Here is a 20,867-nt window from a genome sequence, read left to right as displayed (position 1 = left end):
AGCCCCGCGCAAGCAATGCGCGGCAGCTTGAAGCGGTGCCGCAACAGCGGCTAGAGGGGCGCGTGTCATGCTATCCACCATCGCGGACTACACCAGGCTGACCCAGGACATGGGCAAGTCACTGACGCAGGTCGCGAAGCAGCCGGATGTCAGCCGCGAGACTGATTATTTCCTCAGCCATATCGGCAACGTGAAGACGATCGACGATTTCCTGAAGGACTATCGTCTCTACTCCTACGCCATGAAGGCCTATGGCCTCAGCGACATGACCTATGCCAAGGCGTTCATGCGCAAGGTGCTGACCGAGGGGGTTACGAGCAAGGACGCCTTCGCCAACAAGCTCACCGACGTCCGCTATAGGCAGTTCGCCACCGCCTTCAATTTCGCCGCCCTCGGCGACAAGGCGACCCAGACCGCCGCAGCCACGACCGGCACGGCAACCCAATACGTCACGCAGACGATGGAGGAGAAGGCCGGCGATCAGAACGAAGGTCTGCGATTGGCGCTGTATTTCACCCGCAAGGCTTCCACGATCACCACCGCGTACCAGATTCTCGCGGACAAGGCGCTGACGCAGGTGGTTCAGACCGCGCTCGGTCTGCCGGCGACGATCAGCTCGGCCGACATCGACGCCCAGGCCAAGATGATCGCGAGCAAGATCAACCTCACCGACTTCCAGGACCCGGCCAAGGTGACCAAGTTCGTGCAGCGCTTTGCGGCGATGTGGGATGCGACCCAGGCCCAGAGCGACGACTCGACCAATCCCGCGCTGGTGCTGATCGCGGGCGCCGCGACGTCGATCAGCATGGATACCAACGTGCTCACGACGCTTCAGAACATCAAGTTCAACAGGTAAGTCATGCAATCGGCTCTCTATGTGGGATTGTCGGCGCAGGTCGCCCTCGAAAAGCGCCTCCAGACGATCGCCAACAACGTCGCCAACGTCAACACGGCGGCGTTCCGCACCGACGTGGTGAAGTTCGAGACCGTGCTGTCCAAGGCAGGTCCGACCCCGGTGGCGTTCTCCTCGCCCGGCGACAACATCATCTCGCGCCAGGCCGGCAACATCACCGAGACCGGCAACCCGCTCGATGTCGCCGTGATCGGACAGGGCTGGATCGCCTTCGCCGGTCCGAACGGCACGGTCTATACGCGCGACGGCCGCCTCCAGATCGCTCCCAACGGCGATCTTCAGACCGTCAGCGGGTTTCCCGTGGTCGATTCCGGCGGCGCGCAGATCACGCTCGACCCGAACGGCGGACCGATCTCGATCGCGCGCAGCGGCGCGATCACCCAGGACAATAACGAGATCGGCACCATCGGCCTGTTCAGCATTCCGGCCGATGCCAATCTCGAACGTTACGGCAATTCCGGCGTGACGCCCGACCGGCCAGCGACGGCCATCGCCGATTTCTCCCGGGACGGCTTCAAGCAGGGCTACGTCGAAGGGTCCGGCGCCAATCCGATGATGGAATTGACCAAGCTGATGGCGGCCTCGCGTGCTTTCGACGGCACCAACTCGATGATCGAGGGCACCGAGAGCTCGCTCCAGAACGCGATCCGCACGCTCGGCGAACCTGGCAAGTAGGCTGCGCCTCGCGCGCATTGAGATTGAGGTTGGACGGTTTCCTTGAACGCTCTTCGGCAACTCGAGTGGGCGCTGCTGGAGCTTCAGCAGAGCACTCCCCTGGCAAGCGTCAGCGGCGCGATCTCCGAGATCGCGCCGACGCATTTCCGCGTCTCCGGCCTGTCGCGCTTCGTCAGGCTCGGCGAGCTCATCGGCGTCAATTCGGCCGGCAAGCGCCAGATCGGCGAGGTGGTGCGGATCGACAGCGACGGCATCATTGCCAAGCCGTTTGACCGGCAGTTTGCCGGCGGGCTCGGCTCGGTCGCCTACCGGATGCCGCCTCTGTCCTTCGCGCCCGATCCGAGCTGGAGGGGCCGCGTTATCAACGCGCTCGGCGCGCCGCTGGACGGACAGGAGCCCCTCACCCAGGGATCCCAGGCAGTCTCGGCGGAGGCGGAGGCGCCGTCGGCCATGAAGCGCGCACGCGTGCACAAGCCGCTGCGCACCGGCGTGCGCGTCATCGACCTGTTCGCGCCGATCTGCGCCGGCCAGCGCGTCGGCATCTTTGCCGGATCCGGCGTCGGCAAATCGACACTGCTTGCGATGCTCGCCCGCAGCCAGGGTTTCGACACCGTCGTGCTTGCCCTGGTCGGCGAGCGCGGCCGCGAGGTGCGCGAGTTCATCGAGGACGTGCTGGGCACCGACCGTCATCGCGCTGTCACAATCGTGTCGACGGGCGACGAAAGCCCGATGATGCGGCGGCTGGCGCCGAAGACGGCCATGGCGGTCGCCGAATATTTCCGCGACCGGGGCGAATCGGTGCTGCTCATGGTCGATTCGATCACCCGCTTCGCCCATGCCGCTCGCGAGGTCGCGCTTGCCGCCGGCGAGCCCGCGGTCGCGCGCGGTTACGCGCCGACGGTGTTCACGGATCTGCCGCGCCTGCTGGAGCGCGCCGGGCCCGGCGAGGAGGGATCCGGCACGATCACCGGGATCTTCTCCGTGCTGGTCGACGGCGACGATCACAACGAGCCGATCGCCGATACCATCCGCAGCACGCTCGACGGGCACATCGTGCTCTCCAGGCACATCGCCGACCAGGCTCGCTATCCGGCCGTGGACGTCCTGGCCTCGGTCTCCCGGCTCGCCCATAACGTCTGGGACCCCGAGGAGCGCGAATTAGTGAGCAAGCTGCGCGCCATGATCGCGAAATACGAGGACACGCGCGACCTTCGCCTGATGGGCGGATATCAGTCGGGGCGTGATTCGGGCCTCGACCAAGCGGTCGAGATGGTTCCGAGAATCTACAGCGCGATGCGGCAAGGCGCTTCGGCCCCGCCGAGCGCCGATCCATTCCGCGAGCTGCGGGACATGCTCAAGGGCGATTAGCAGGGGGCGAGGGTGAGACGACGCGAGAGGCGTCTGCCGCCCGTCCTGCTCGTGGTTTTCGACAGCAGATTGCGCATGTCGCCACGCTTCCAGCGCATGCGCGCGCACGTCCGTCACCGATTTCCGCCGTGAGCGCATCCGCCGTGCGGATGAGCGCAACGCGCGGCCGCGGTGTAAGCGTTCGAGCGGACAATTTCGCGCGCACGGCGACGACAACCGGCACGTGCAATTCCTGTGAGTTCCCCTCACGATTCTCCGGCAGAACGTACAAGTTGTGGATGACGTGCCGGCAAACACCATCGTCGTGCACAAGCTTCGATCAATTTGCGTCAACGACAGCCAACAACGTGCCGTGCAAACAAACCTTCGTACAGTTGAGCGCATGCTGCTCGTCAGGCAGCCTATTGCGTTCACCATCATGTGTCCCGACGCGCGAGATTGTCTTTGAACGTTACATTCGCTTGCGACGACATCCAGTCTCCGCGAGGGTCTCTACTTGATTTTGTTGAGAAGCTCATTCATCGTTTCCGCGGAACACAAAAAACGTCTGCGTGTGACTTGAACTTTGGGGCTTCGGTTGAACTACTCCGATCCACCGTCTGCCGGCGACGGCAACCCGGGCTCCCGCGCGACGATGGCGCTGCGGGCATGTCATCGGCGACGCAGCCTCTCCCGCTGGACGATGCGACGGCCAAGGTGCGACGCGTCGCGGCCCGTGCCTTTGCACGAGAGTTCGACATGACATGCTGGTCGGACACTCAGGGCGCAAAGCGGCTTCGGGACGCCGCAGACGAAGCTTCGGGGACGAGGTAGATTCATGCCATTGGCGCGAGAAGCCGTCGAGCTGCTGGTTCAGGCGGCGAGGGCTTGGTATTTCGAAGGCGATCAGCATGGGTTGCGCGATCGGGAGTGGATGGCGCTGCGCTTTCTCGGCCGCGCCAACAGGTTTTCGCGCACTCCGTCCGCGCTGGCCGGCTTTATCGGCGCCACCCGAGCGACTGCATCGCAGATCGTGAAGACTCTGGAGAGCAAGTCCTTTCTGGTGCGAAAGCCGTCGCACGAGGACAAGCGCTCCGTCGTCCTGCACGTCACGCCCCAGGGCGAGAAATGCCTGAGCCAGCACGACCCGATCAACCACGTGGTGAATGCGGTGACGGCACTCGGGACCGAGGAGTGTATCAGGCTGCGCGACTCTCTCCGCGAGATCCTCAATCATCTCGACGCGGCCCATCAGCGACTCGATGCCAGCATCTGCCGGGACTGCATGTTTCTCGCAGAGCGCGGCCCGGGCACCGGCAAAGGACGTGGAAACGCCGAATTCATGTGCCGGCTCTATCGTGCTCCGATCTCGCTCGCGGAGACCGAACTGCTCTGCACCAGTTTCGAGCGCACGCGTGACCGGCCCAAGATCGAGCAGCATCTCGACCGCGCGCGCGTGGCGAGCCAGGGGTGAGGCGGGCGCTCGCAATGACGGAGCAAGAGGCATCGGCGCTGCTTTGCTCCCCGATCCACGTTTGAATCGCAGACACGCCTTCCCATTCTCGCGGCTGATTTCGCCCGAGCTTTGCTTGGTCGCTCCACCCTCTCGATCCAAGAGGGCGCAGGAAAGGCCGGGTGCCGGCTGGCACCCACGGTCCGCTGTGCGCGTGTAGCGCAAAAGGATTTGCACAGCGGCATACAGGTGAAGCCGTACACACGGCCTTCCCTGCGCAGTGGTCGGACGGCTTATGCCGCGCTCTTGTGTCTGCAAATTGTGCCAAAAAACGCCAACGGGCGGTTCTGACCAACCGCCCGTCGCTGGATCTGAGCCCGACCGTGCTCAAAGGCCTTGAGAGCCTGTCCGGGAGCGTGGGACAGATCCGGTGTCTTCCTCAACCCGAACAGTTGCATGGGCTTCGAGCCCGAACCGAGCAAGGAAGGGAGTGGATGATGGCACAAAACGGTGGCGTTGTCGTCGGGATCGATGTGGCCAAGGACAAGGTGGATGCATGCATCCGCGCGGTGTCGCAACGGCAGACGTTTCCTAGCACTGCAGAAGGACGGCGCGGTCTGATCCGCTGGCTGCGCAAATACAAGGTTGCCAAGGCGGTCATGGAGGCATCTGGCGGTTACGAGCGAGAGTGGGCTAAGGCGCTGCGTCAGGCCGACATCGAAGCCCGGATCGTCGACCCCAAGCGCGTGCGTGATTTCGCTCGATCAGCCGGACAACTCGCCAAGAACGATGCGATCGATGCGGAGATGATCGCCTGGTTTGCCGAGACCTTCACCGATGCTCCAGATCAGGCCCATGACACGGCCCGCGAGAATCTGGTGCAGGTCGTAAAAGCGCGCCAGAGCCTGCTCGATCTGCAGACGAGCCTGAAAAATAGGGGCGAGCATGCCGCCCCCAAAATCGTCCAGCAGATGCAGGCTCGGTTGTTAAAGCAGATCGCAGACGAAGTTGCCAAGCTCGAGGTTGCGATCGCCGCAATGATCAAGGCCGCGCCACATTTGGCCGAACTTGCCGAGATCATCGAGAGCGTGCCAGGGCTCGGCAAGATCACATCCGCCGGTCTGGTCGCCGCGATGCCGGAACTTGGCCAGGTGAGCAACAGGATCGCCGCTGCGCTGTTGGGAGCAGCTCCTTACGATGACGACAGCGGGAAGCGACGCGGTGATCGCCATGTAAAAGGTGGACGCCGAAAGGTTCGCAATCTCTTCTACATGGCTTGCCTCGGCGCTGCGACGCGGCACAACCCTGTGATCATGGCCTTCTATGATCGTCTGATCGCTAAAGGGAAGGAGCCGAAGGTTGCGCTGATCGCCTGCATGCGCAAGCTCATCGGCATTCTCAACACCATGATCGCCCGGCGCCAGAAATGGGATGCTCGCCGCTACGAACTGAGCGAACCCGCTCGGCCTCAGCCGAGCGCATGCACCGCCTGAAGACCGGTGAGCGGGCGGGGTCAAGGCCGTCAGCCGCCGAAGGCGGGGCGCACAGCGCCAGCCTTGAGCCCGCTCGATCACCGGTCTACTTCAACACAGTTGCTCCCGGGAGCCGAGTTCCTTCTGGCCTCCCTCACCCCGCGAATTGACGATGCCGTCCGCCCGGTTGGGCTCGCGCGCATCTTCGAAGGGCTTGACCGTAGCAACGACGGCCAGGACCACACGGTTTTGCCGTACGCGCGGCTCGCATGTTCGCCGCAGGGTTTTCCCGCGCTGTCGACGTCACGGGAAAAATGCTGGCGAGACGAACCTTTCAGCGCCGCTCGTCCGCACGCGGCTGCGAGCTCACAGGGACTACCCGCCCTGCCCGCCCCCTTCGTGCCGACGCTGCCGCGTCCACCGCAACCCGACTCGCGACACGTGACGACACAAGATCGCCCCTCAAGACTGAGCCGGGATGGGCACCACATACGACAAATCCGAATTTTTGTAAAGTCGAATATTTTGGCGGGGACGGATTGACAACGCCCCATGTGCAAACATCCAGGTGTTTTGCCCGTCGGGCGCAGTAGCCCGATGGAGCGCTGTCCGGGATCTCACCCCATTCTACAGCGCCCCGGATTACGCTTCCGCTCCGTCTGTACGAGGGGCGTCGGATATCACGCAGAATGCGCATCGGGATAGGGGGAAGCCTCGCGGCTTCTCCCCTCCCACACCACCGGACATACGGGTCCGTATCCGGCGGTTCGGTAGATTATGCTGGTTGCTGTGCCGCGACGGAAGCCAAGCCGAGTGCCCTGAAGAACGCGATTGGCATGGCGATGGTGAGCGCGGGGCTGTTCGCGAGCCGCCAGGGGCCATGTGGGTTGCCGACGGTTTGTGCCGCCAGATTCCGGCCGACGCCGCGACGTCGCAACTCGGCGAAGCGGGTGCTCCCACGCTTCCATTGCTTCCAGGCGATGGCGCGCAACCGCCGCCTAGTCCACTCATCAAGTGCCTGCAACACCGACGGCGTTTGGCAGAAGCCAAAGTAGCCGCGCCATCCCTTGAGATAGACCGACAGCTCTTTGACGATCTGCGCGAGGCTTCGGCCGCACGTGCGCCGCGTCAGCTCCCGGACTTTCGCTTTGAAGCGGGTGAGTGCCTGGGGCGCGATGCGCCGCCGCGGCTCTGTCCCGCCGGTGAAGCTGAAGCCAAGGAACTTGCGAACGCTCGGTTTGGCAACCGCGCTCTTGGCCTTGTTGATCTTGAGCTTGAGGCGCTTTTCCAGGAACTTCTCGATGCCCGCCAACACCCGCTCGCCCGCCTTCTGACTGCGCACATAGATGTTGCAGTCGTCGGCGTAGCGTCCGAAGCGATGGCCGCGCTTCTCCAGTTCCTTGTCCAGTACATCCAGCATCAGATTCGACAATAGCGGCGAGAGCGGGCCGCCCTGCGGCGTGCCCTCGTCCGTCGAACTGACCAGCCCTCCTTCCATCACACCCGCATTCAGGAACGCGCGGATGAGCTTCAGGAGGCGCTTGTCAGTGACCCGCTTCGCGACCAGCCCCATCAGGATGTCGTGGTTGACCCGGTCGAAGAACTTCTCCAGATCGATGTCCACGACAACGGCGTGCCCGGACGCGATATACGCCTGCGCCCGTTCCACCGCCTGATGTGCCGAGCGGCTCGGCCGGAAGCCGAAGCTCGCCTCGGAGAACGTCCCGTCCCAATCCGCCTGCAGCACCTGCAGCACCGCTTGCTGGATGAAGCGGTCGAGCACCGTCGGGATGCCGAGCGGCCGCAGGCCACCCGACGCCTTCGGTATCTCCACCCGCCGCACCGGTTGTGGCTTGTAGGTCCCGTCAAGCAACTGGGCGCGGATCGCGAGCCAGTGCTCCTTCAGGTGGGCCGGCAACTCGCCGACAGTCATCCCGTCGACGCCCGCCGTCCCCTTGTTGCGCGTCACTTGCGCCAACGCATTCTTCAGATTCTCACGCTCGACCACTGCTTCCATCGTCGGCCCTGCGACCGCCGGGCGTTCAAGACTGGTCTTCGCCGCGCTTGCTTCGATCTCTCGGGCGGCGGCGCTTTGGGCTTCACCCTCCGCGCCGGTGCCCGAGTTCAGTTCGACCTGACTTTTCTGTCGCATGGCTCGCGCGAGATGGACTGCTCTACTAACCACTTCCACCGTTCGGGCCTTCGGCGGCGCGCCGCCGCCTACTATGCCCTCGGCTGACTTCTGCGCTGCGGTCAGGCCGCCTTACGGCCGCCTCAGTCCCGTTACCGGGACACAGCGCAGACCTCCCGAGGTAAGACCGACCGCCTTCACCGCACGCCCGCCGGATTTACCACCCCGACCTTTGATGACCATGGACTTCGCAATCATGTGCTTGCTCGTCCGGCCGGGTAGGCCTCATTATCCGGTTCTTGTCCATCGGGTCGCGGCTTTGCCCCGCGCTGTCTTCAGACCCCATCTCGCGATGACGCCCTTGCGCTTCGCTAATCCTTCGCCGTCATCAGGCTGGATAGAGGACTTCCACCTCCAAGCTGTCGTTCATACTCGGCACACACAAAAAACACCCGGCGGTTTCCCGCCGGGTGTAAGGCCGTGTCGCAGTTCGGCAGATCCGGCGGATTGTCATCGTCGCAAACCGCCGCGCGACGCGCCGCTCCAGCTGCTTGCCTCTCCAGCGAGCAAGAGCGATCCGATTTTGCCGAATTATTCGGATCGAGATTCTCGGCGTTGTGACCGAAACGACCGTGCCTTGCCGTCCTGACTTTTGCGAGCCTTGCCGCGGCGCGATCCTATTGAGCTCCTCGTCAAAATGCGAACGAAGTGGGAATATCCCCGGCCTTGTATGCATTATCCCAGTTGCCATCCTCGCGCACTTCGCTTTACATGCGGCCAACCCGCCCTCGGACCACCGCCGAGGCCCAAAATCACATGACCGCTCTGAGGGACGAAACATGGCGCGTAACATTTTGATTCTTGGGGCTTCCTACGGCTCGCTGCTGGGCACGAAGCTGCTGATGGCGGGTCATAACGTGACCCTGGTCTGCCGCGCCAAGACCGCGGAGCTGATCAATCGCGACGGTACCGAGGTGCGCATCAAGTTGCGCGACGAGGCGGTGCATCGGGCCATCTTCTCGAGCAACCTGCCCGGCAAGCTCGATGCGGTCACGCCGGCCAATGTCGACCTCTCCCGTTACGATCTGGTCGGCCTCGCGATGCAGGAGCCGCAATACACTAACCACACCGTGCGCGTTCTCATGGTCAAGATCGCCGCGGCAAAACTGCCGTGCCTGTCGATCATGAACATGCCGCCGCTGCCCTATCTGAAGCGGATTCCGGCGCTCGCGGACATGGATCTCGAGGAGGCCTACACCAATGCGCAGGTGTGGGAGCGGTTCGAGCCGGGGCTGGTGACGCTGTGCTCGCCCGACCCGCAGGCCTTCCGTCCGCCGGAAGAAGCCGCCAACGTGCTTCACGTCGGCCTTCCCACCAACTTCAAGGCATCGGTCTTTGCCGACGAGAAGCACAACAAGCTGCTGCGCGAGCTCGAATCCGATATCGACGCGGTGACGCTCGACGGCCACGACGTGCCGGTGAAACTGAAAGTGTTCGACTCATTGTTCGTGCCGCTGGCGAAATGGTCGATGCTCCTCACCGGCAATTACCGTTGCATCACGCCCAATGAGCCGCAGTCGATCCGCGACGCCGTGCATGGCGACCTCAAGCGCTCGCAGACGATCTACGACCATGTCGACGCGATTGCCCGCCGCCTTGGCGCCGATCCGCAGGACCAGGTGCCGTTCGCGAAATATGCCAAGGCCGCAGAGAGCCTGCTCAAGCCATCCTCGGCGGCGCGCGCGGTCGCGAGCGGCGCGCCCTTCATCGAGCGCGTCGACCTTCTGGTGAAGCTGATCTCGCATCAACTCGGCGTGCCCAACGCCGAGATCGACCGCACCGTCGACACCGTGGACCAGAAGCTGAACGAGAAGATCGTGCAGGGCGGATCCGGCGCGCAGTGACTTCGCGCCAAGCGCTCGGAAATCATTGAAGCCAGACCAGGCCGGTCGCCACGACAGCATGACCGCGCCAGTGCGCGTGACCAGGTCGCGATGTCCGAGCCGGCGCGCGCCATTGTTCCCGGTGTGGCGCGAACTCAACGATAGTTCTCGGGTCACGCGATCGGGTCGCGCTCACGCGCGGACCGCTGATATCACGACTGCGTGAGACGACGGCATGCCGGCCGTCATATCCCGGCGCTTCGCGGGCAAAGCAGGCCGATTCGACCTGAATGCGCTCCTCCTCATGTGCAGGCCCTTCATTCGCGCAAACGTTGCATGCGCGCCGGACGGGTCCAGCTTCTTGCCGGCAGAGAGATGAGCAACATATCTTTTTAAGTCAGGTGTTTAATCACCTATTTGCCGGTCTGTTGTCCGGCGCGATCGCAATGCACGGCTGAAAGAACAACAACAATGGATCAGGCGATGCTGAGCGTCGTCCGCGCGGTGGAGGCAGGCGCGACGACGATGAAGGGCGTGATCGACGCCACCGGACTATCCCGTCTCAAGATCGAACGCGCATTGAGCGCGCTGGAGAAGCAGAAGCTGCTGGTCCGTGACGGCCAGGGCTTTCGCGCGACCGGTCTGCCGAAGGCGGTGCGTCCCGCCCGGCAGTGCGGCTCATGCAATGCCTGCTGCGATATCCTCGAAGTGGCCGCGGTCGACAAGCCGGTGAACCAGCTCTGCCGGCATTGGCAGAAAGGGACCGGATGCACCATTTACGACCGTCGCCCGCAGATGTGCCGATCGTTCGCCTGCGCCTGGCTGCAGGGCCATCTCGATGACGACTGGTTTCCCGAGAAAGCCGGCCTCGTGGTGCATTTCAGCCAGGACGCCGTCAATGTCACCGTCGATGACGATGGCCCGGACCGCTGGCGCGAGGAGCCGTATTTCAGCAAGCTCGCCGAATGGTCGCTGAACGGCATCAGGCGGATCGGAAACCGGGGCTATGCCACCCTCGTCGTCTCCGGCACTGAGCGCTTCCTGCTGCTTGGACGCACCATCGTTCCCGAGCCGACGCCGTTCGGCACCGCGTTCCTGCCGCTCACGGCGGATACCTTCCGGTTCTGGCGGGCGACATCGCCGGAGCATCTGCAGCGCTTGCACGAGCGAAACGCGGAGATTGAGCGGATCAGGCAGGAATTCGGCTCCTGCGCGGTCCCCGAGAACGAGGACGACGATCCGCATGCGCCCTATCGGCCCGCACTTCTACGGCAATCGAATCTCGCCTGAACGCGTCCGTGGGCAACACGGCACGATTCGTCCCGGGCCGCTCGACGCGCCGCGGCGGGATTGATAAGCCCCTGTCCGCGAATGACGGGGACTTGAGTCGGGGACATGACGGTTGCGATCGAGATGGGGCAGACCACGGCAGGCGCCGCGGCGGCCATGGACCTCGAGGAACTGCTGGCGACCCGCCTCCTGGTGCAGGGCAATTCGGGCTCCGGCAAGTCGCATCTGCTGCGGCGGCTGTTGGAGCAGAGTGCGCCCTGGGTGCAGCAGGCCATCATCGACCCCGAAGGCGATTTCGTCACGCTGGCCGAGCGCTTCGGCCATCTCGTGATCGAGGCCGAGGATCACACCGAGCGCGGACTTCAGGTCGCCGGCGAACGCGCGCGGCTGCACCGCGTCTCCACCGTGCTCAATCTCGAAGGGCTGGATGCCGAGAATCAGATGCGCCGCGCCGCGGCCTTTCTCGGCGGGATGTTCGACGTCGACCGCGACCATTGGTATCCGATGCTCGTGGTCGTCGACGAGGCGCAGCTGTTCGCGCCGGCGGTCGCGGGCGAGGTGTCCGACGAGGCGCGCAAGCTATCGCTCGGTGCGATGACCAACTTGATGTGCCGCGGCCGCAAGCGTGGCCTCGCCGGCATCATCGCGACCCAGCGGCTGGCGAAGCTTGCGAAGAACGTAGCGGCGGAAGCCTCCAACTTCCTGATGGGCCGCACCTTCCTCGACATCGACATGGCGCGCGCGGCCGATCTGCTCGGCATGGAGCGACGGCAGGCGGAGGCCTTTCGCGATCTCGAGCGCGGCCAGTTCATGGCGCTGGGACCGGCCCTGTCGCGCCGGCCGCTGCGTCTGAATATCGGCCCGACCGAGACCAGCCCACGCAATTCGACGCCGCGGCTGATGCCGCTGCCGGAAGCGACGCTGGAGGATGCGCGCGCGGTTATCCTGGCCGCGCCGCCGCCCGATGCCACCCGGCCGCAGCGCCGGCCCGCGCCGGATCTGCTGGAGCAGCTTCGCGCGGCGAAGGCGGCCGCGATGCCGGAGATCCGGCCCGAGGTGGTCGAGGTGCCCATCAGCGCCGAAGAGCTCGCCGAGCGGCGTGAGCGCGTCGATCGTACGCTGCGGGCCGTGCTCGCCGAGCCCGACGCCGGCTTCCGCGCCATCGGCGTGCTCTATCAGGAATTCGTGGTCCGCTGCCGCATCGAGGGCCTCGGCGCGGCGGTGCCCGATCTCAACGAATTCCGCCGCATGCTGACGCATGCGCGCGCCGGGCTCGGCACTGATCTCGCCGACGACGACGCCTGGCAGGAGGTGACGCTGCGCGCCTCGATCCTGCCCGACGACATGCAGGGCGTGTTCATGATGATCGCGCGCGCGGCGAAAGAAGGCTGGCCCTGCCCAGGCGATGCCGCGATCGCCCGCGCCTATGGCTCGCATTCCTTGCGCCGGGCGCAGCGCCTGCTCGGCTATATGGAGGAGCAGGGCCTGATCGTGGTCCAGTTCGACGGCGGCGGCCGCAGATTCGTGACGCTGGTGGAGCTTGCCTGGGCGACTGCGCCGGGCGATCCCAATGCCGACGAGCTGCCGGCCGAGCCGGCGCAGAGCGCGGTTTCGGCTTGAAACGCTAGGCAGCCTCGGAGCCGCCGAGATAGGCGTCGCGCACCCGTGGATCGTCCTTCAGCGCGCGCGCCGGGCCGGATAGCACGATCTTGCCGGTCTGCAGCACATAGGCTTCGTGCGCAATCTCGAGCGCAAGGCTGGCGTTCTGCTCGACCATGAACACCGACACGCCCTCCTGGTTGATGGTGCGGATCAGCTCCAGCACGCGATCGACATAGAGCGGCGACAGACCCATGGTCGGCTCGTCCATCACGATCATTCTGGGGCGGCTCATCAGCGCGCGCGCCATGGCGACCATCTGCTGCTCGCCACCGGACAAGGACCCGGCGCGCTGCGACAGCCGCTGGCCGAGCTTCGGAAACAGCGTCAGCATCCTGTCGAGATCCTGCGCCACCGCGTCGCGGTCGTTGCGCACGAAGGCGCCCATCAAGATGTTCTCGCGAACGCTCATGTCCGCGAACAGCCGCCGCGCCTCCGGCACCGAGGCGATGCCGCGGCGGACGATCTGTGGCGTGGAGAGCCCGATCAGCGAGGCGCCGTCAAACGTCACCTCGCCCGAACGCGGCTTCACCAAGCCCAGGATGATCTTCATCGTCGTCGACTTGCCGCTGGCATTGCCGCCGAGCAGGCAGACGATGTGGCCGCGCGCGACCGTGATCGATAGGTCGAAATGCACCTGGGCCTGGCCGTAGAAGGTGTTGACGCCGGACAGCGCCAGCAGCGGTTCGGGTGCGCTCGTCGTCATGCCGCGCTCTCCTGCTCCGTCATACCCGACAGGCCGTGGCCGAGATAGGCCTCGATCACCTTGGGATCGCTCCGCACCACCTCGCCCGGCCCTTCCGCGATCTTCTTGCCCTCGTCCATGACGATGACGCGGTCGGACAGGCGCATCACCATCTCCAGCTTGTGCTCGATCAGGAGGATGGTCAGCCCTTCGGCCTTGAGCTCGGCGACGAGCGCCTGCATTTCCGCGGTTTCGGTCGGGTTCATGCCGGCGGTCGGCTCATCCAGCAGCAACAGGCGCGGCTTCAGCGCCAGCGCACGCGCGATTTCGACGCGGCGGCGGTTGGCGTAGGACAGGCTATAGGCCGGCTGGTCGATCCGCGGCAGCAGCCGCTCGCCGAAGCGGGCGAGGATGGCATTCACTTCCTCGCGCAGCCGCTCCTCCTCGGCCTTGACGCTGGCCGGGCGCAGCAGTGCCAGGCCCAGTTCGAGCAGCGGACCGATCACCGGCACGGCCGGCTTCACGGCACGCAGCCGCGTATGCGCGCCGATCAGGACGTTGTCCATCACGCTGAGATTGCCGAACACGCGACCGAGCTGGAAGGTGCGCGCGATGCCTTCGGCCGCGAGCCGTTCCGGCGACAGGCCGGTGATGTCCCGGCCTTCGAAGCGTACGGCGCCTCCATCGGGCCGATCGAGACCGGTCACGAGATTGAACAGCGTCGTCTTGCCAGCGCCATTCGGGCCGATGATGCTGATGAGCTCGCCCTTGGCGAGATCGAGATCGATGGCATCGACCGCGGTGAGGCCGCCGAAACGGCGCGTCAGCCCGCGCAGGGACAACATGGGCATGTGCTGCTCTGCCATCAGATCGTCCCCAGCAGGCCCTGCGGCCTGAACCGCACCAGCAGCAGCAGCACGATGCCGTAGATCAGGATGCGATACTCCGCCGCGATCCGGAAGACCTCGGGCAGGCCGACCAGCGCCACCGATCCGACAATCGCGCCGACGACATTGCCGAGGCCGCCGAGGATGACGACAGTCAGCGCCAGGATGGATTGCTGCGTATTGAAGGTCTCGTGGTTGATGTAGGAATAGAGATGCGCGGCGATGCCGCCGCTGACGCCGGCGGCGAAACCGCCGAAGATGAAGGCGAGCGACTTGTAGCGGTTGAGGCTGAGACCATAAGCGCGTGCGGCGATGTCGTCATCGCGGATGGCACGGAAGCTGCGGCCGAGATGCGAGCCGAGCAGCCGCCCCTGCAGCAGGGCCAGCACGACCATCACCGCAAGGCTGAACCAGTACACCGAGGACGGACTGATCAGGTCATAGCCGAATAGCGACAGCGGCGGGATCCCGGAGATGCCGATCGGACCGCGCGTCACGCCTTCCCAGTTCAGGATCACCAGCGACACGATCTCGCCGATGGCGAGGGTGGCGATCGACACATAGTGGCCGCGCAGGCGGAAGGACGGCGAGATCAACAGCGTGCCCAGCGCAGCGCTCATCAACCCGCCGCCGATGATCGCGAGGCCAGCCGGAACGCCGAGGGTGAGCGACAGCAGCGCCGACGTATAGGCGCCAATGGCGAGCAGCGCGGCATGTCCGAGCGAGACCTGCCCCATCGTGCCCGCGACCAGCGTCAGGCTGAGCGCGAGCATGCCGAGCAGCCAAGCGTTGATCAGGGTCTGAAGCACGTAGAAGGACACCGGGAAGAACGGCAGGACCGCGAAGATCGCGGCGGCGATGGCCAAGGCCCAGCGCGGAATGCGCACCGGGCGGCTCGGCGCAATAAAGGTGCCGGTGAGCGGCTCCGGCGGCGCCTGCCGCGCGCTGGCGAACAAGCCGTTCGGGCGCAGCACCAGCACGACAACCAGCAGCAGGAACGCGAACAAATTGCGATAGCTGGTGCCGAACACGGCGACGCCGTAGCTTTCCACCAATCCTAACAACAGGCTGCCGATCACCGCGCCCGGCACGTTGCCGGCGCCGCCGACCACTTCGGCAACGACGCCCTTGAGTGTCGCCTGCAGGCTCATCGCGGTGTCGATCTGGTTGTAGTACATGCCGACCAGCATGCCGGAGACGCCGCCGAGCGCAGCGGCAATGCCGAACACCGCCTGATTAACGCGATTGACATCGACGCCCATCTGCATCGCGGCGTCGCGGTCCTGCGAGGCGGCGCGCACCGCCCAGCCGAGCTTGCTATAGCGCAGGAACACGAACAGCAGTAGCGCGCTGCTGATGCCGACACCGGCGATGAGCAGATCGAGCGGTCCGATCGTGCCGCCGCCGAGCTGGAAGCGAACATCGGGCAACTGGCTCGGCAGCGCGCGCGGGTTGGGCGAGAAGGTCAGCATCACCAGCTGGTCGAGCACGAAACTGATGCCGATCGTCGCCAGCAGCGGCGCGATGCGCACCGAGTTCTGCAGCGGACGCAGGCCGAACCGCTCGATGATCAAGCCGACCACCGCCGCAGCCGCCGCGACCACGATGATGGTGAGCGGCAGCGGCGTATGCAACTGCACCACCGCGACCCAGCCGATGTAGGCGCCGACGAGATAGATCGAGCCTTGTGCGAAGTTGATCAGCCGGCTGACGCCGAAGATCAGCGCGAGCCCGACCGCGACGAGGGCGTAGACATTGCCGACGATCAGCCCGTTGATCGTGTAGTCGAGCCAGGAAGACAAACGTTGATCCCCGCGTAGGAAGGAAGGCGGCCGGAGCGGTTGCTCCGGCCATCATCTCAGGTCGGCTTGCCGTCCCAGAGCGCGAACTGACCCTTGCGCACGACGAGCTCGGCGTTCATCGCGCCCTTGACGCGGCGGCTCTCGACGTCGAACGTCGCCGAACCGAAGATGACGCTGGAGACATCCTTCACCTTGGCGAAGGCGTCTCGGATGGCGCGCCGGTCGGTGCCGCCGATCTTGAGGACGGCAGCGGCCATGTTCATCGCATCATAGGAATAGGCGTTGAAGGCGTCGGGCTCCTGCCCGTTGTACTTGGCCTTGAAGCCGGCGATGAATTTCTTCACCTCGGGCCTGGGATCCTCGGGGAAATAACGCGTGCCGAGATGGACGTCCTCGACCGCCTCGCCGCCGAGCTCCAGGAATTTAGGTGAGTAGACCGAGCTTGCGGCGCAGATCGTCTGCTTCAGTCCGACCTGACGGGCCTGGCGCGCGATCAGCGCGCCGTCCGAATAATAGGAGATCAGGATCAGCCCGTCCGGATTGGCGTCGCGGACGCGCACAAGAGTCGAGCGAAAATCGCGCTCCTCGGCGATATAGCCTTCGGTGACCGCGATCTCCGCGCCGTACTCCTTCGCGGCCTTGACGAAATAGTCGCGGCTGGTGCGGCCCCAATCGGTGTTGAGGTGCAGCACCGCGAGTTTCTTCAGGCCGAGCCGCTTCACGGCATAGGACGCCAGCAGCGGCTGCTCGTCCGCCTGGCTGACGGACGTGCTCCACATGAAGTCGCCGCCCTTGGTGAAGTCAGGATGCGAATTGGTGAAGCCGAATTGCACGAGGCTGCCGCGCTGATAGATTGGGGATGCCGCCATCGAGGCGGGACTGGAGAAATCCCCGAGCTCCATGACGATGCGGGGATCGGAGACAAATTTCTGGGCGATCGCCACCGACTGGCGCGGATCGCTCTGGCTGTCCTCGAACTGGTAGGCGAGCTTACGGCCGTTGATGCCCCCGGCGGCGTGGATCTCGTCGAGCGCGAGATCAAAGCCCTGCTTCCATTGGGCGCCATATTGCGCGTTCGGTCCCGTGAGGGGACCGCTGACGCCGAGCAGGATCGGCTCGGCGGATTGCGCGAAGGCGGCGCGCGAGAAGGTTGCGCTGGCCATCATGGCGGCAAGCGAGCCTTTGACCAGGGTACGGCGATCGATGTTGCTCATGCACGGCTCCATCCATTCATTGTTGAAACAAGCAGCAATTCTTGTGCCGGTGAGATGGCCTATTTCGAGGGCTCGCCGAGCGACAGCATCAGCCGGTTCGCCCAGTTGAAGAACGAGGCGCCGTTGATGACGTCGACGATCTCGGCATCGTCGAGGCCGGCGCGGCGGAGCTCCGCGATGTTGTCGGGGCCGAATGCGATCGGCGTCTCGGCCAGTGCCACCGAGGCCTTGACCACCGCATTCCAGCGCTCGCCGAGATCGGCTCCGACGCCTTCGTCGAGCAGGCGCTGCACGTCATCGCGGCGCTTGGAATAGGTGCTGGCAAAACGCGCATGCACGGAGGCGCAATAGATGCAGCCGTTGTAACGCGAGGTCGCAGCCGCTGCGAGCTCGCGCTCGGCGCGCGGCAGGCCGTCGGCGGTGTTGTAGAAGATGTCCTTGTCGGTCTTGGTGCGGGCTTCAAGGACTTCGGGATCGCGCACCAGAAGGCGGAAATATTCCGACTTGGCGCGGGCTCGATCGACGAGGCCGGCGAAGTGCCGCTCGGTCAGCTCGGCCTCGGGCAGCGGGTCGATCCACGAGGCCCAGCCGAGTTCGTCCTGGGTGAAGACGACGGGCGGATTGACAGCGCTCATGATGCAACCTCTTACGCGCTTGCCGCTGCGAGCGTACGCAAGCCGCTGACGACGCGGACTTGAAACGACAGGAACGCAACGAGCTGGGAGAACGTGACGATGCCGGTGGTCGACCAGCCGGCGGCCAGCAGCGCCTTCATATCGGCGGATGCGGCATCGCGCGGGTGGAGCACCAGGAGATGCGCATGCTCAAGCGCCGCAACCAGCCGAGTGCCGAGCTCATGCTTGCGCTCCGCACTGACGCGATAGATCAGGCCGGCCTTGTTCTCGACCGACAGCGGTCCGGGCGGAAAAGCGCCAAAGGGGCCCGAGGTCTTGCCGCGCTCGATTTCAGTCTGGATCGGCTCGACCAGAGCCGCTCCATCCGCATTCGCTGCAAGCTTCTCGCGATAGAAGGCGGCGACGGGGGACTCGCCATGAAGTCCCGTCACGAAGGCCGCGACCGCAGCGCGTTCGGCGAGCGAAAAATCGCCGGCGTCGATCGGCTCGAACAGCGAGAGATAGCTCTTCTGCGCATTCTCGCGCGCCTGCAGCCGCCGTGCGCGGATCGCGTCCAGCGCCGATCCCGGCTCGATCCCGGCGAGCGTGTCGATGATGTCATTCGTACTCATCATTCAGCCTCATGCAATTCCGTAAAGTCGCGGCTAGCCCGCCAGCGCCACATCGGGTGCGGCCGTCCTGATCCAGCCCAGCGCCGGCGCCACCTTCTCGGCGACCAGCTCGATCGAGCGCAGAACGTAGGGATGCGGCGCATCGACCGAATGCACCTGGAAGACGAGATCGGTCACCCGCTCCAGCGTGGCATCAGTGCGGAGCGAGGCGATCACCTCGTCGGCCGCGCCGACATGGGTGTCGAACGCCGTGATCATCTCCTCCAGCGTCTCGCCCGGCGGAAGGTGACCACCTTTCATGAATTGCGGCAGGGCGCGGCGCAGTCCGATATCGGCAAGGCGCATCGCCTCGCGATGGTCGTCGGCGACGAAGACGCTGCGCGAGGCCATGATGCGCGGCTCGCAGCCCGGCGGCAGCGCTGCGAGATAGGCGTCGATGATCGGGTTCTGGATCTCGGCGAGCGTCGCGCTCGGCGCGTCCTTGGATCGCGGTTGGGTACGCGAGAGCAAGAGACCATCACCGGCCTTGCCGGCCCGAGCGCCGCCGGCCACCGAGAAGGTCGCCTGCCAAATGCGCTTGTCCAATTGCGGTCGCTGCGGATAGAGCGTGTCGCCGCCGTTGAGCGGCTTGCCGGTCAGCGCCTTGCGGACGATGTCCAGATTGCGCGCAAAGATCTCGTTGCGCAGGGCGCTGTCGAGGCCGAAGGCGGCAAAGGCGGACGGATTGCCGCCGGTGCCGACGCCGAGCTCGAAGCGGCCGTTGCAGAGGAGATCGAGCACCGCGGCATCCTCCGCCACCCGCACCGCATTCTCCAGCGGCAGCGTCACGATGCCGGTGCCGAGGCGAATGCGCGAGGTTTGGGCTGCGACGTAACCGAGGAAGGTGAAGGGCGACGGCAGGCCGCCTTCGCGCTCGTGGAAATGATGCTGCGCGATCCACGCGGAATCGAGGCCGACCTTCTCGGCGCGGACGATCTGCTCGGCCGCGAAGCGATATCGCTCGGCGGCCGGGGCCTCGTCGAGCAGCCGCGTGAAGAAGCCCAGGCGTTTCAGGTTTACAAAGCGTTTCATACGACCCCTGTCGGGCGAGGATTGCCACGGACCGATGATGTCGGTTGCCGCAGCTCCAGACAAGCGGGCATTGCGCAACGCTGCCCGCCGGATCGCCCTTACATGGACTTTACGCGAGCAGACTGCCTACCAGCTCGGCAGCACCGCGCCCTTGAACTTGGTCAGGACGAACTCCTTGACCTCGGCCGTGTGGTAGCTGTCGACGAGGATCTTGACCCAGGGCTTGTCCTTGTCGACGGTGCGCACGGCGATCAGGTTGACGTAGGGCCCCTTCGGGTCCTCGCGCAGGATCGGGTCCTTGACGGGATCGAGGCCGGCCTGGGTTGCATAATTGGTGTTGATCGCGGCAGCGTCGACGTCGTCGAGCGCGCGCGGCGCCTGCGCCGCGTCAACCTCGATGAACTTCAGCTTCTTGGGATTTTCGGTGATGTCGAGCACCGTCGGCTTGAAGCCGACACCGTCCTTCAGCTTGATCACGCCCTTGTCGCGCAGCAGCAGCAGCACGCGGCCGCCATTGGTCGGGTCGTTCGGGATCGAGACCTTGCCGCCCTCGGGAATATCGGCGAAGGCCTTGTGCTTCTTCGAATAGACGCCGATCGGGAAATTGACGGTCAGGCCGACGGACTCGATCTTGTAGCCGCGATCGGCCTTCTGGTTGTCCAGGTAAGGCTGGTTCTGGAATGAATTGGCCTGGATCTCGCCGGCATCGAGCGCGGCGTTCGGCACCACGTAATCGGAGAACTCGAGCAGCTGGATGTCGAGCCCCTGCTTGGCGGCGATCGGCTTCACGGCCTCGAGGATCTGCGCATGCGGCCCCGGCGTCACGCCGATCTTGATGGTCTCGGCCGCGGCTGCGGCCGACCATGCGGCCAGCACGGCGGAGAGAATCAGGGGGAGGCGAAACGACATCTTGGTCTCCATGGAATCTGCGGCAACGATTGGAACCGTATTCCCTTTCTGCGCTGCGAAATCAATGAAATGGAAATCCATATTGGCCGGCCACCGCGGGCAACCCTTCTCCAATCGACCTCAATCGGGAAACGAATGCAGAGCCGTGGCAACGTGCACCACGAGCGTGACGGCAACGCGGCAAAGCGGCGCAGCCCCCCGCGCACAGGTCGCGGAGCGTCCGCCCGTCT

General features: G+C 64.9%; 17 protein-coding genes. 8 read left to right on the top strand and 9 right to left on the bottom strand.

Translation table 11 applies throughout. The features are described from left to right. The first annotated feature begins 67 nt into the window (after positions 1-67). From P6U29_RS11185 to P6U29_RS11165, 5 genes are all read left to right on the top strand, one after another. Complete coding sequence (locus P6U29_RS11185; RefSeq protein WP_407117638.1) at positions 68-856, top strand: DUF1217 domain-containing protein; 789 nt, start codon at positions 68-70, stop codon at positions 854-856. 3 nt (positions 857-859) lie between these two features. Next, positions 860-1,588 carry a flagellar basal-body rod protein FlgF gene (gene flgF / locus P6U29_RS11180; RefSeq protein ID WP_407117637.1) on the top strand — a complete coding sequence of 243 codons (729 nt, stop codon included), beginning with the start codon at positions 860-862 and terminating at the stop codon, positions 1,586-1,588. Positions 1,589-1,630: 42 nt separating this feature from the next. Then, positions 1,631-2,956 (top strand): flagellar protein export ATPase FliI, encoded by a 1,326-nt coding sequence (gene fliI, locus P6U29_RS11175; RefSeq protein WP_407117636.1) that lies wholly within the window; start codon positions 1,631-1,633, stop codon positions 2,954-2,956. A gap of 817 nt (positions 2,957-3,773) precedes the next feature. Beyond that, complete coding sequence (locus tag P6U29_RS11170; RefSeq protein WP_407117635.1) at positions 3,774-4,409, top strand: MarR family winged helix-turn-helix transcriptional regulator; 636 nt, start codon at positions 3,774-3,776, stop codon at positions 4,407-4,409. Positions 4,410-4,882: 473 nt separating this feature from the next. Further along, positions 4,883-5,881 (top strand): IS110 family transposase, encoded by a 999-nt coding sequence (locus P6U29_RS11165; RefSeq protein WP_407115512.1) that lies wholly within the window; start codon positions 4,883-4,885, stop codon positions 5,879-5,881. Positions 5,882-6,635: 754 nt separating this feature from the next. On the opposite strand, the gene ltrA is transcribed toward P6U29_RS11165, so the two are convergent. Then, positions 6,636-8,012, bottom strand: coding sequence for a group II intron reverse transcriptase/maturase (gene ltrA, locus P6U29_RS11160; protein WP_407115831.1), 1,377 nt, complete (start codon positions 8,010-8,012; stop codon positions 6,636-6,638). A gap of 818 nt (positions 8,013-8,830) precedes the next feature. Between ltrA and P6U29_RS11155 the strand changes: the two genes are divergently transcribed. The 3 genes from P6U29_RS11155 (at position 8,831) to P6U29_RS11145 (ending at position 12,784) form a co-directional block, all read left to right on the top strand. Beyond that, the gene (locus tag P6U29_RS11155; protein WP_407117634.1) at positions 8,831-9,895 is read left to right on the top strand and encodes a ketopantoate reductase family protein; all 1,065 of its coding nucleotides are present in this window, start codon (positions 8,831-8,833) and stop codon (positions 9,893-9,895) included. Between the two features lie 450 nt (positions 9,896-10,345). Next, positions 10,346-11,164 carry a YkgJ family cysteine cluster protein gene (locus tag P6U29_RS11150; protein WP_407117632.1) on the top strand — a complete coding sequence of 273 codons (819 nt, stop codon included), beginning with the start codon at positions 10,346-10,348 and terminating at the stop codon, positions 11,162-11,164. A gap of 105 nt (positions 11,165-11,269) precedes the next feature. Then, the gene (locus P6U29_RS11145) at positions 11,270-12,784 is read left to right on the top strand and encodes a helicase HerA domain-containing protein (protein ID WP_407117631.1); all 1,515 of its coding nucleotides are present in this window, start codon (positions 11,270-11,272) and stop codon (positions 12,782-12,784) included. A 4-nt stretch (positions 12,785-12,788) separates the two neighbouring features. Here the strand turns inward: P6U29_RS11145 and P6U29_RS11140 are convergent, their stop codons facing one another. From P6U29_RS11140 to P6U29_RS11105, 8 genes are all read right to left on the bottom strand, one after another. After that, the gene (locus P6U29_RS11140; RefSeq protein WP_407117630.1) at positions 12,789-13,529 is read right to left on the bottom strand and encodes an ABC transporter ATP-binding protein; all 741 of its coding nucleotides are present in this window, start codon (positions 13,527-13,529) and stop codon (positions 12,789-12,791) included. Beyond that, entirely contained in the window at positions 13,526-14,374 is an 849-nt protein-coding gene (locus tag P6U29_RS11135; RefSeq protein WP_407117629.1) for an ABC transporter ATP-binding protein, read from the bottom strand. The genes P6U29_RS11140 and P6U29_RS11135 overlap by 4 nt, the downstream gene beginning before the upstream one ends. Next, a complete protein-coding gene (locus tag P6U29_RS11130) occupies positions 14,374-16,197 on the bottom strand; it encodes an ABC transporter permease (protein WP_407117628.1) in 1,824 nt (607 codons plus the stop codon). The genes P6U29_RS11135 and P6U29_RS11130 overlap by 1 nt, the downstream gene beginning before the upstream one ends. Positions 16,198-16,253: 56 nt before the next feature. Then, positions 16,254-17,411 (bottom strand): ABC transporter substrate-binding protein, encoded by a 1,158-nt coding sequence (locus P6U29_RS11125; protein ID WP_407117627.1) that lies wholly within the window; start codon positions 17,409-17,411, stop codon positions 16,254-16,256. A gap of 59 nt (positions 17,412-17,470) precedes the next feature. Continuing rightward, a complete protein-coding gene (locus tag P6U29_RS11120; RefSeq protein ID WP_407117626.1) occupies positions 17,471-18,046 on the bottom strand; it encodes an alkylhydroperoxidase domain protein in 576 nt (191 codons plus the stop codon). A gap of 11 nt (positions 18,047-18,057) precedes the next feature. Continuing rightward, complete coding sequence (locus P6U29_RS11115; RefSeq protein WP_407119291.1) at positions 18,058-18,657, bottom strand: CMD domain protein; 600 nt, start codon at positions 18,655-18,657, stop codon at positions 18,058-18,060. A 33-nt stretch (positions 18,658-18,690) separates the two neighbouring features. Next, a complete protein-coding gene (locus P6U29_RS11110) occupies positions 18,691-19,728 on the bottom strand; it encodes a putative FMN-dependent luciferase-like monooxygenase (RefSeq protein WP_407117625.1) in 1,038 nt (345 codons plus the stop codon). A gap of 126 nt (positions 19,729-19,854) precedes the next feature. Next, entirely contained in the window at positions 19,855-20,649 is a 795-nt protein-coding gene (locus P6U29_RS11105) for a MetQ/NlpA family ABC transporter substrate-binding protein (RefSeq protein WP_407117624.1), read from the bottom strand. Positions 20,650-20,867 lie beyond the last annotated feature (218 nt).

Origin of the sequence: Bradyrhizobium sp. LMG 9283, assembly GCF_045571415.1 — a bacterium.
In the GTDB taxonomy this organism is placed as follows: Bacteria; Pseudomonadota; Alphaproteobacteria; order Rhizobiales; family Xanthobacteraceae; genus Bradyrhizobium.
Note: the sequence above shows the minus strand (reverse complement) of the source record. Positions and strands in the feature narration are given on the sequence as shown.

What these genes read in the sequence shown, in the direction of transcription:
- P6U29_RS11125 (WP_407117627.1), bottom strand. Translation starts at nt 17,411, where the DNA reads ATGAGCAACATCGATCGCCGTACCCTGGTCAAAGGCTCGCTTGCCGCC.
- P6U29_RS11185 (WP_407117638.1), top strand. Translation starts at nt 68, where the DNA reads ATGCTATCCACCATCGCGGACTACACCAGGCTGACCCAGGACATGGGC.
- P6U29_RS11135 (WP_407117629.1), bottom strand. Translation starts at nt 14,374, where the DNA reads ATGGCAGAGCAGCACATGCCCATGTTGTCCCTGCGCGGGCTGACGCGC.
- flgF (WP_407117637.1), top strand. Translation starts at nt 860, where the DNA reads ATGCAATCGGCTCTCTATGTGGGATTGTCGGCGCAGGTCGCCCTCGAA.
- ltrA (WP_407115831.1), bottom strand. Translation starts at nt 8,012, where the DNA reads ATGCGACAGAAAAGTCAGGTCGAACTGAACTCGGGCACCGGCGCGGAG.
- P6U29_RS11115 (WP_407119291.1), bottom strand. Translation starts at nt 18,657, where the DNA reads ATGAGTACGAATGACATCATCGACACGCTCGCCGGGATCGAGCCGGGA.
- P6U29_RS11165 (WP_407115512.1), top strand. Translation starts at nt 4,883, where the DNA reads ATGATGGCACAAAACGGTGGCGTTGTCGTCGGGATCGATGTGGCCAAG.
- P6U29_RS11110 (WP_407117625.1), bottom strand. Translation starts at nt 19,728, where the DNA reads ATGAAACGCTTTGTAAACCTGAAACGCCTGGGCTTCTTCACGCGGCTG.
- P6U29_RS11105 (WP_407117624.1), bottom strand. Translation starts at nt 20,649, where the DNA reads ATGGAGACCAAGATGTCGTTTCGCCTCCCCCTGATTCTCTCCGCCGTG.
- P6U29_RS11155 (WP_407117634.1), top strand. Translation starts at nt 8,831, where the DNA reads ATGGCGCGTAACATTTTGATTCTTGGGGCTTCCTACGGCTCGCTGCTG.
- P6U29_RS11120 (WP_407117626.1), bottom strand. Translation starts at nt 18,046, where the DNA reads ATGAGCGCTGTCAATCCGCCCGTCGTCTTCACCCAGGACGAACTCGGC.
- P6U29_RS11170 (WP_407117635.1), top strand. Translation starts at nt 3,774, where the DNA reads ATGCCATTGGCGCGAGAAGCCGTCGAGCTGCTGGTTCAGGCGGCGAGG.
- P6U29_RS11140 (WP_407117630.1), bottom strand. Translation starts at nt 13,529, where the DNA reads ATGACGACGAGCGCACCCGAACCGCTGCTGGCGCTGTCCGGCGTCAAC.
- P6U29_RS11150 (WP_407117632.1), top strand. Translation starts at nt 10,346, where the DNA reads ATGGATCAGGCGATGCTGAGCGTCGTCCGCGCGGTGGAGGCAGGCGCG.
- P6U29_RS11145 (WP_407117631.1), top strand. Translation starts at nt 11,270, where the DNA reads ATGACGGTTGCGATCGAGATGGGGCAGACCACGGCAGGCGCCGCGGCG.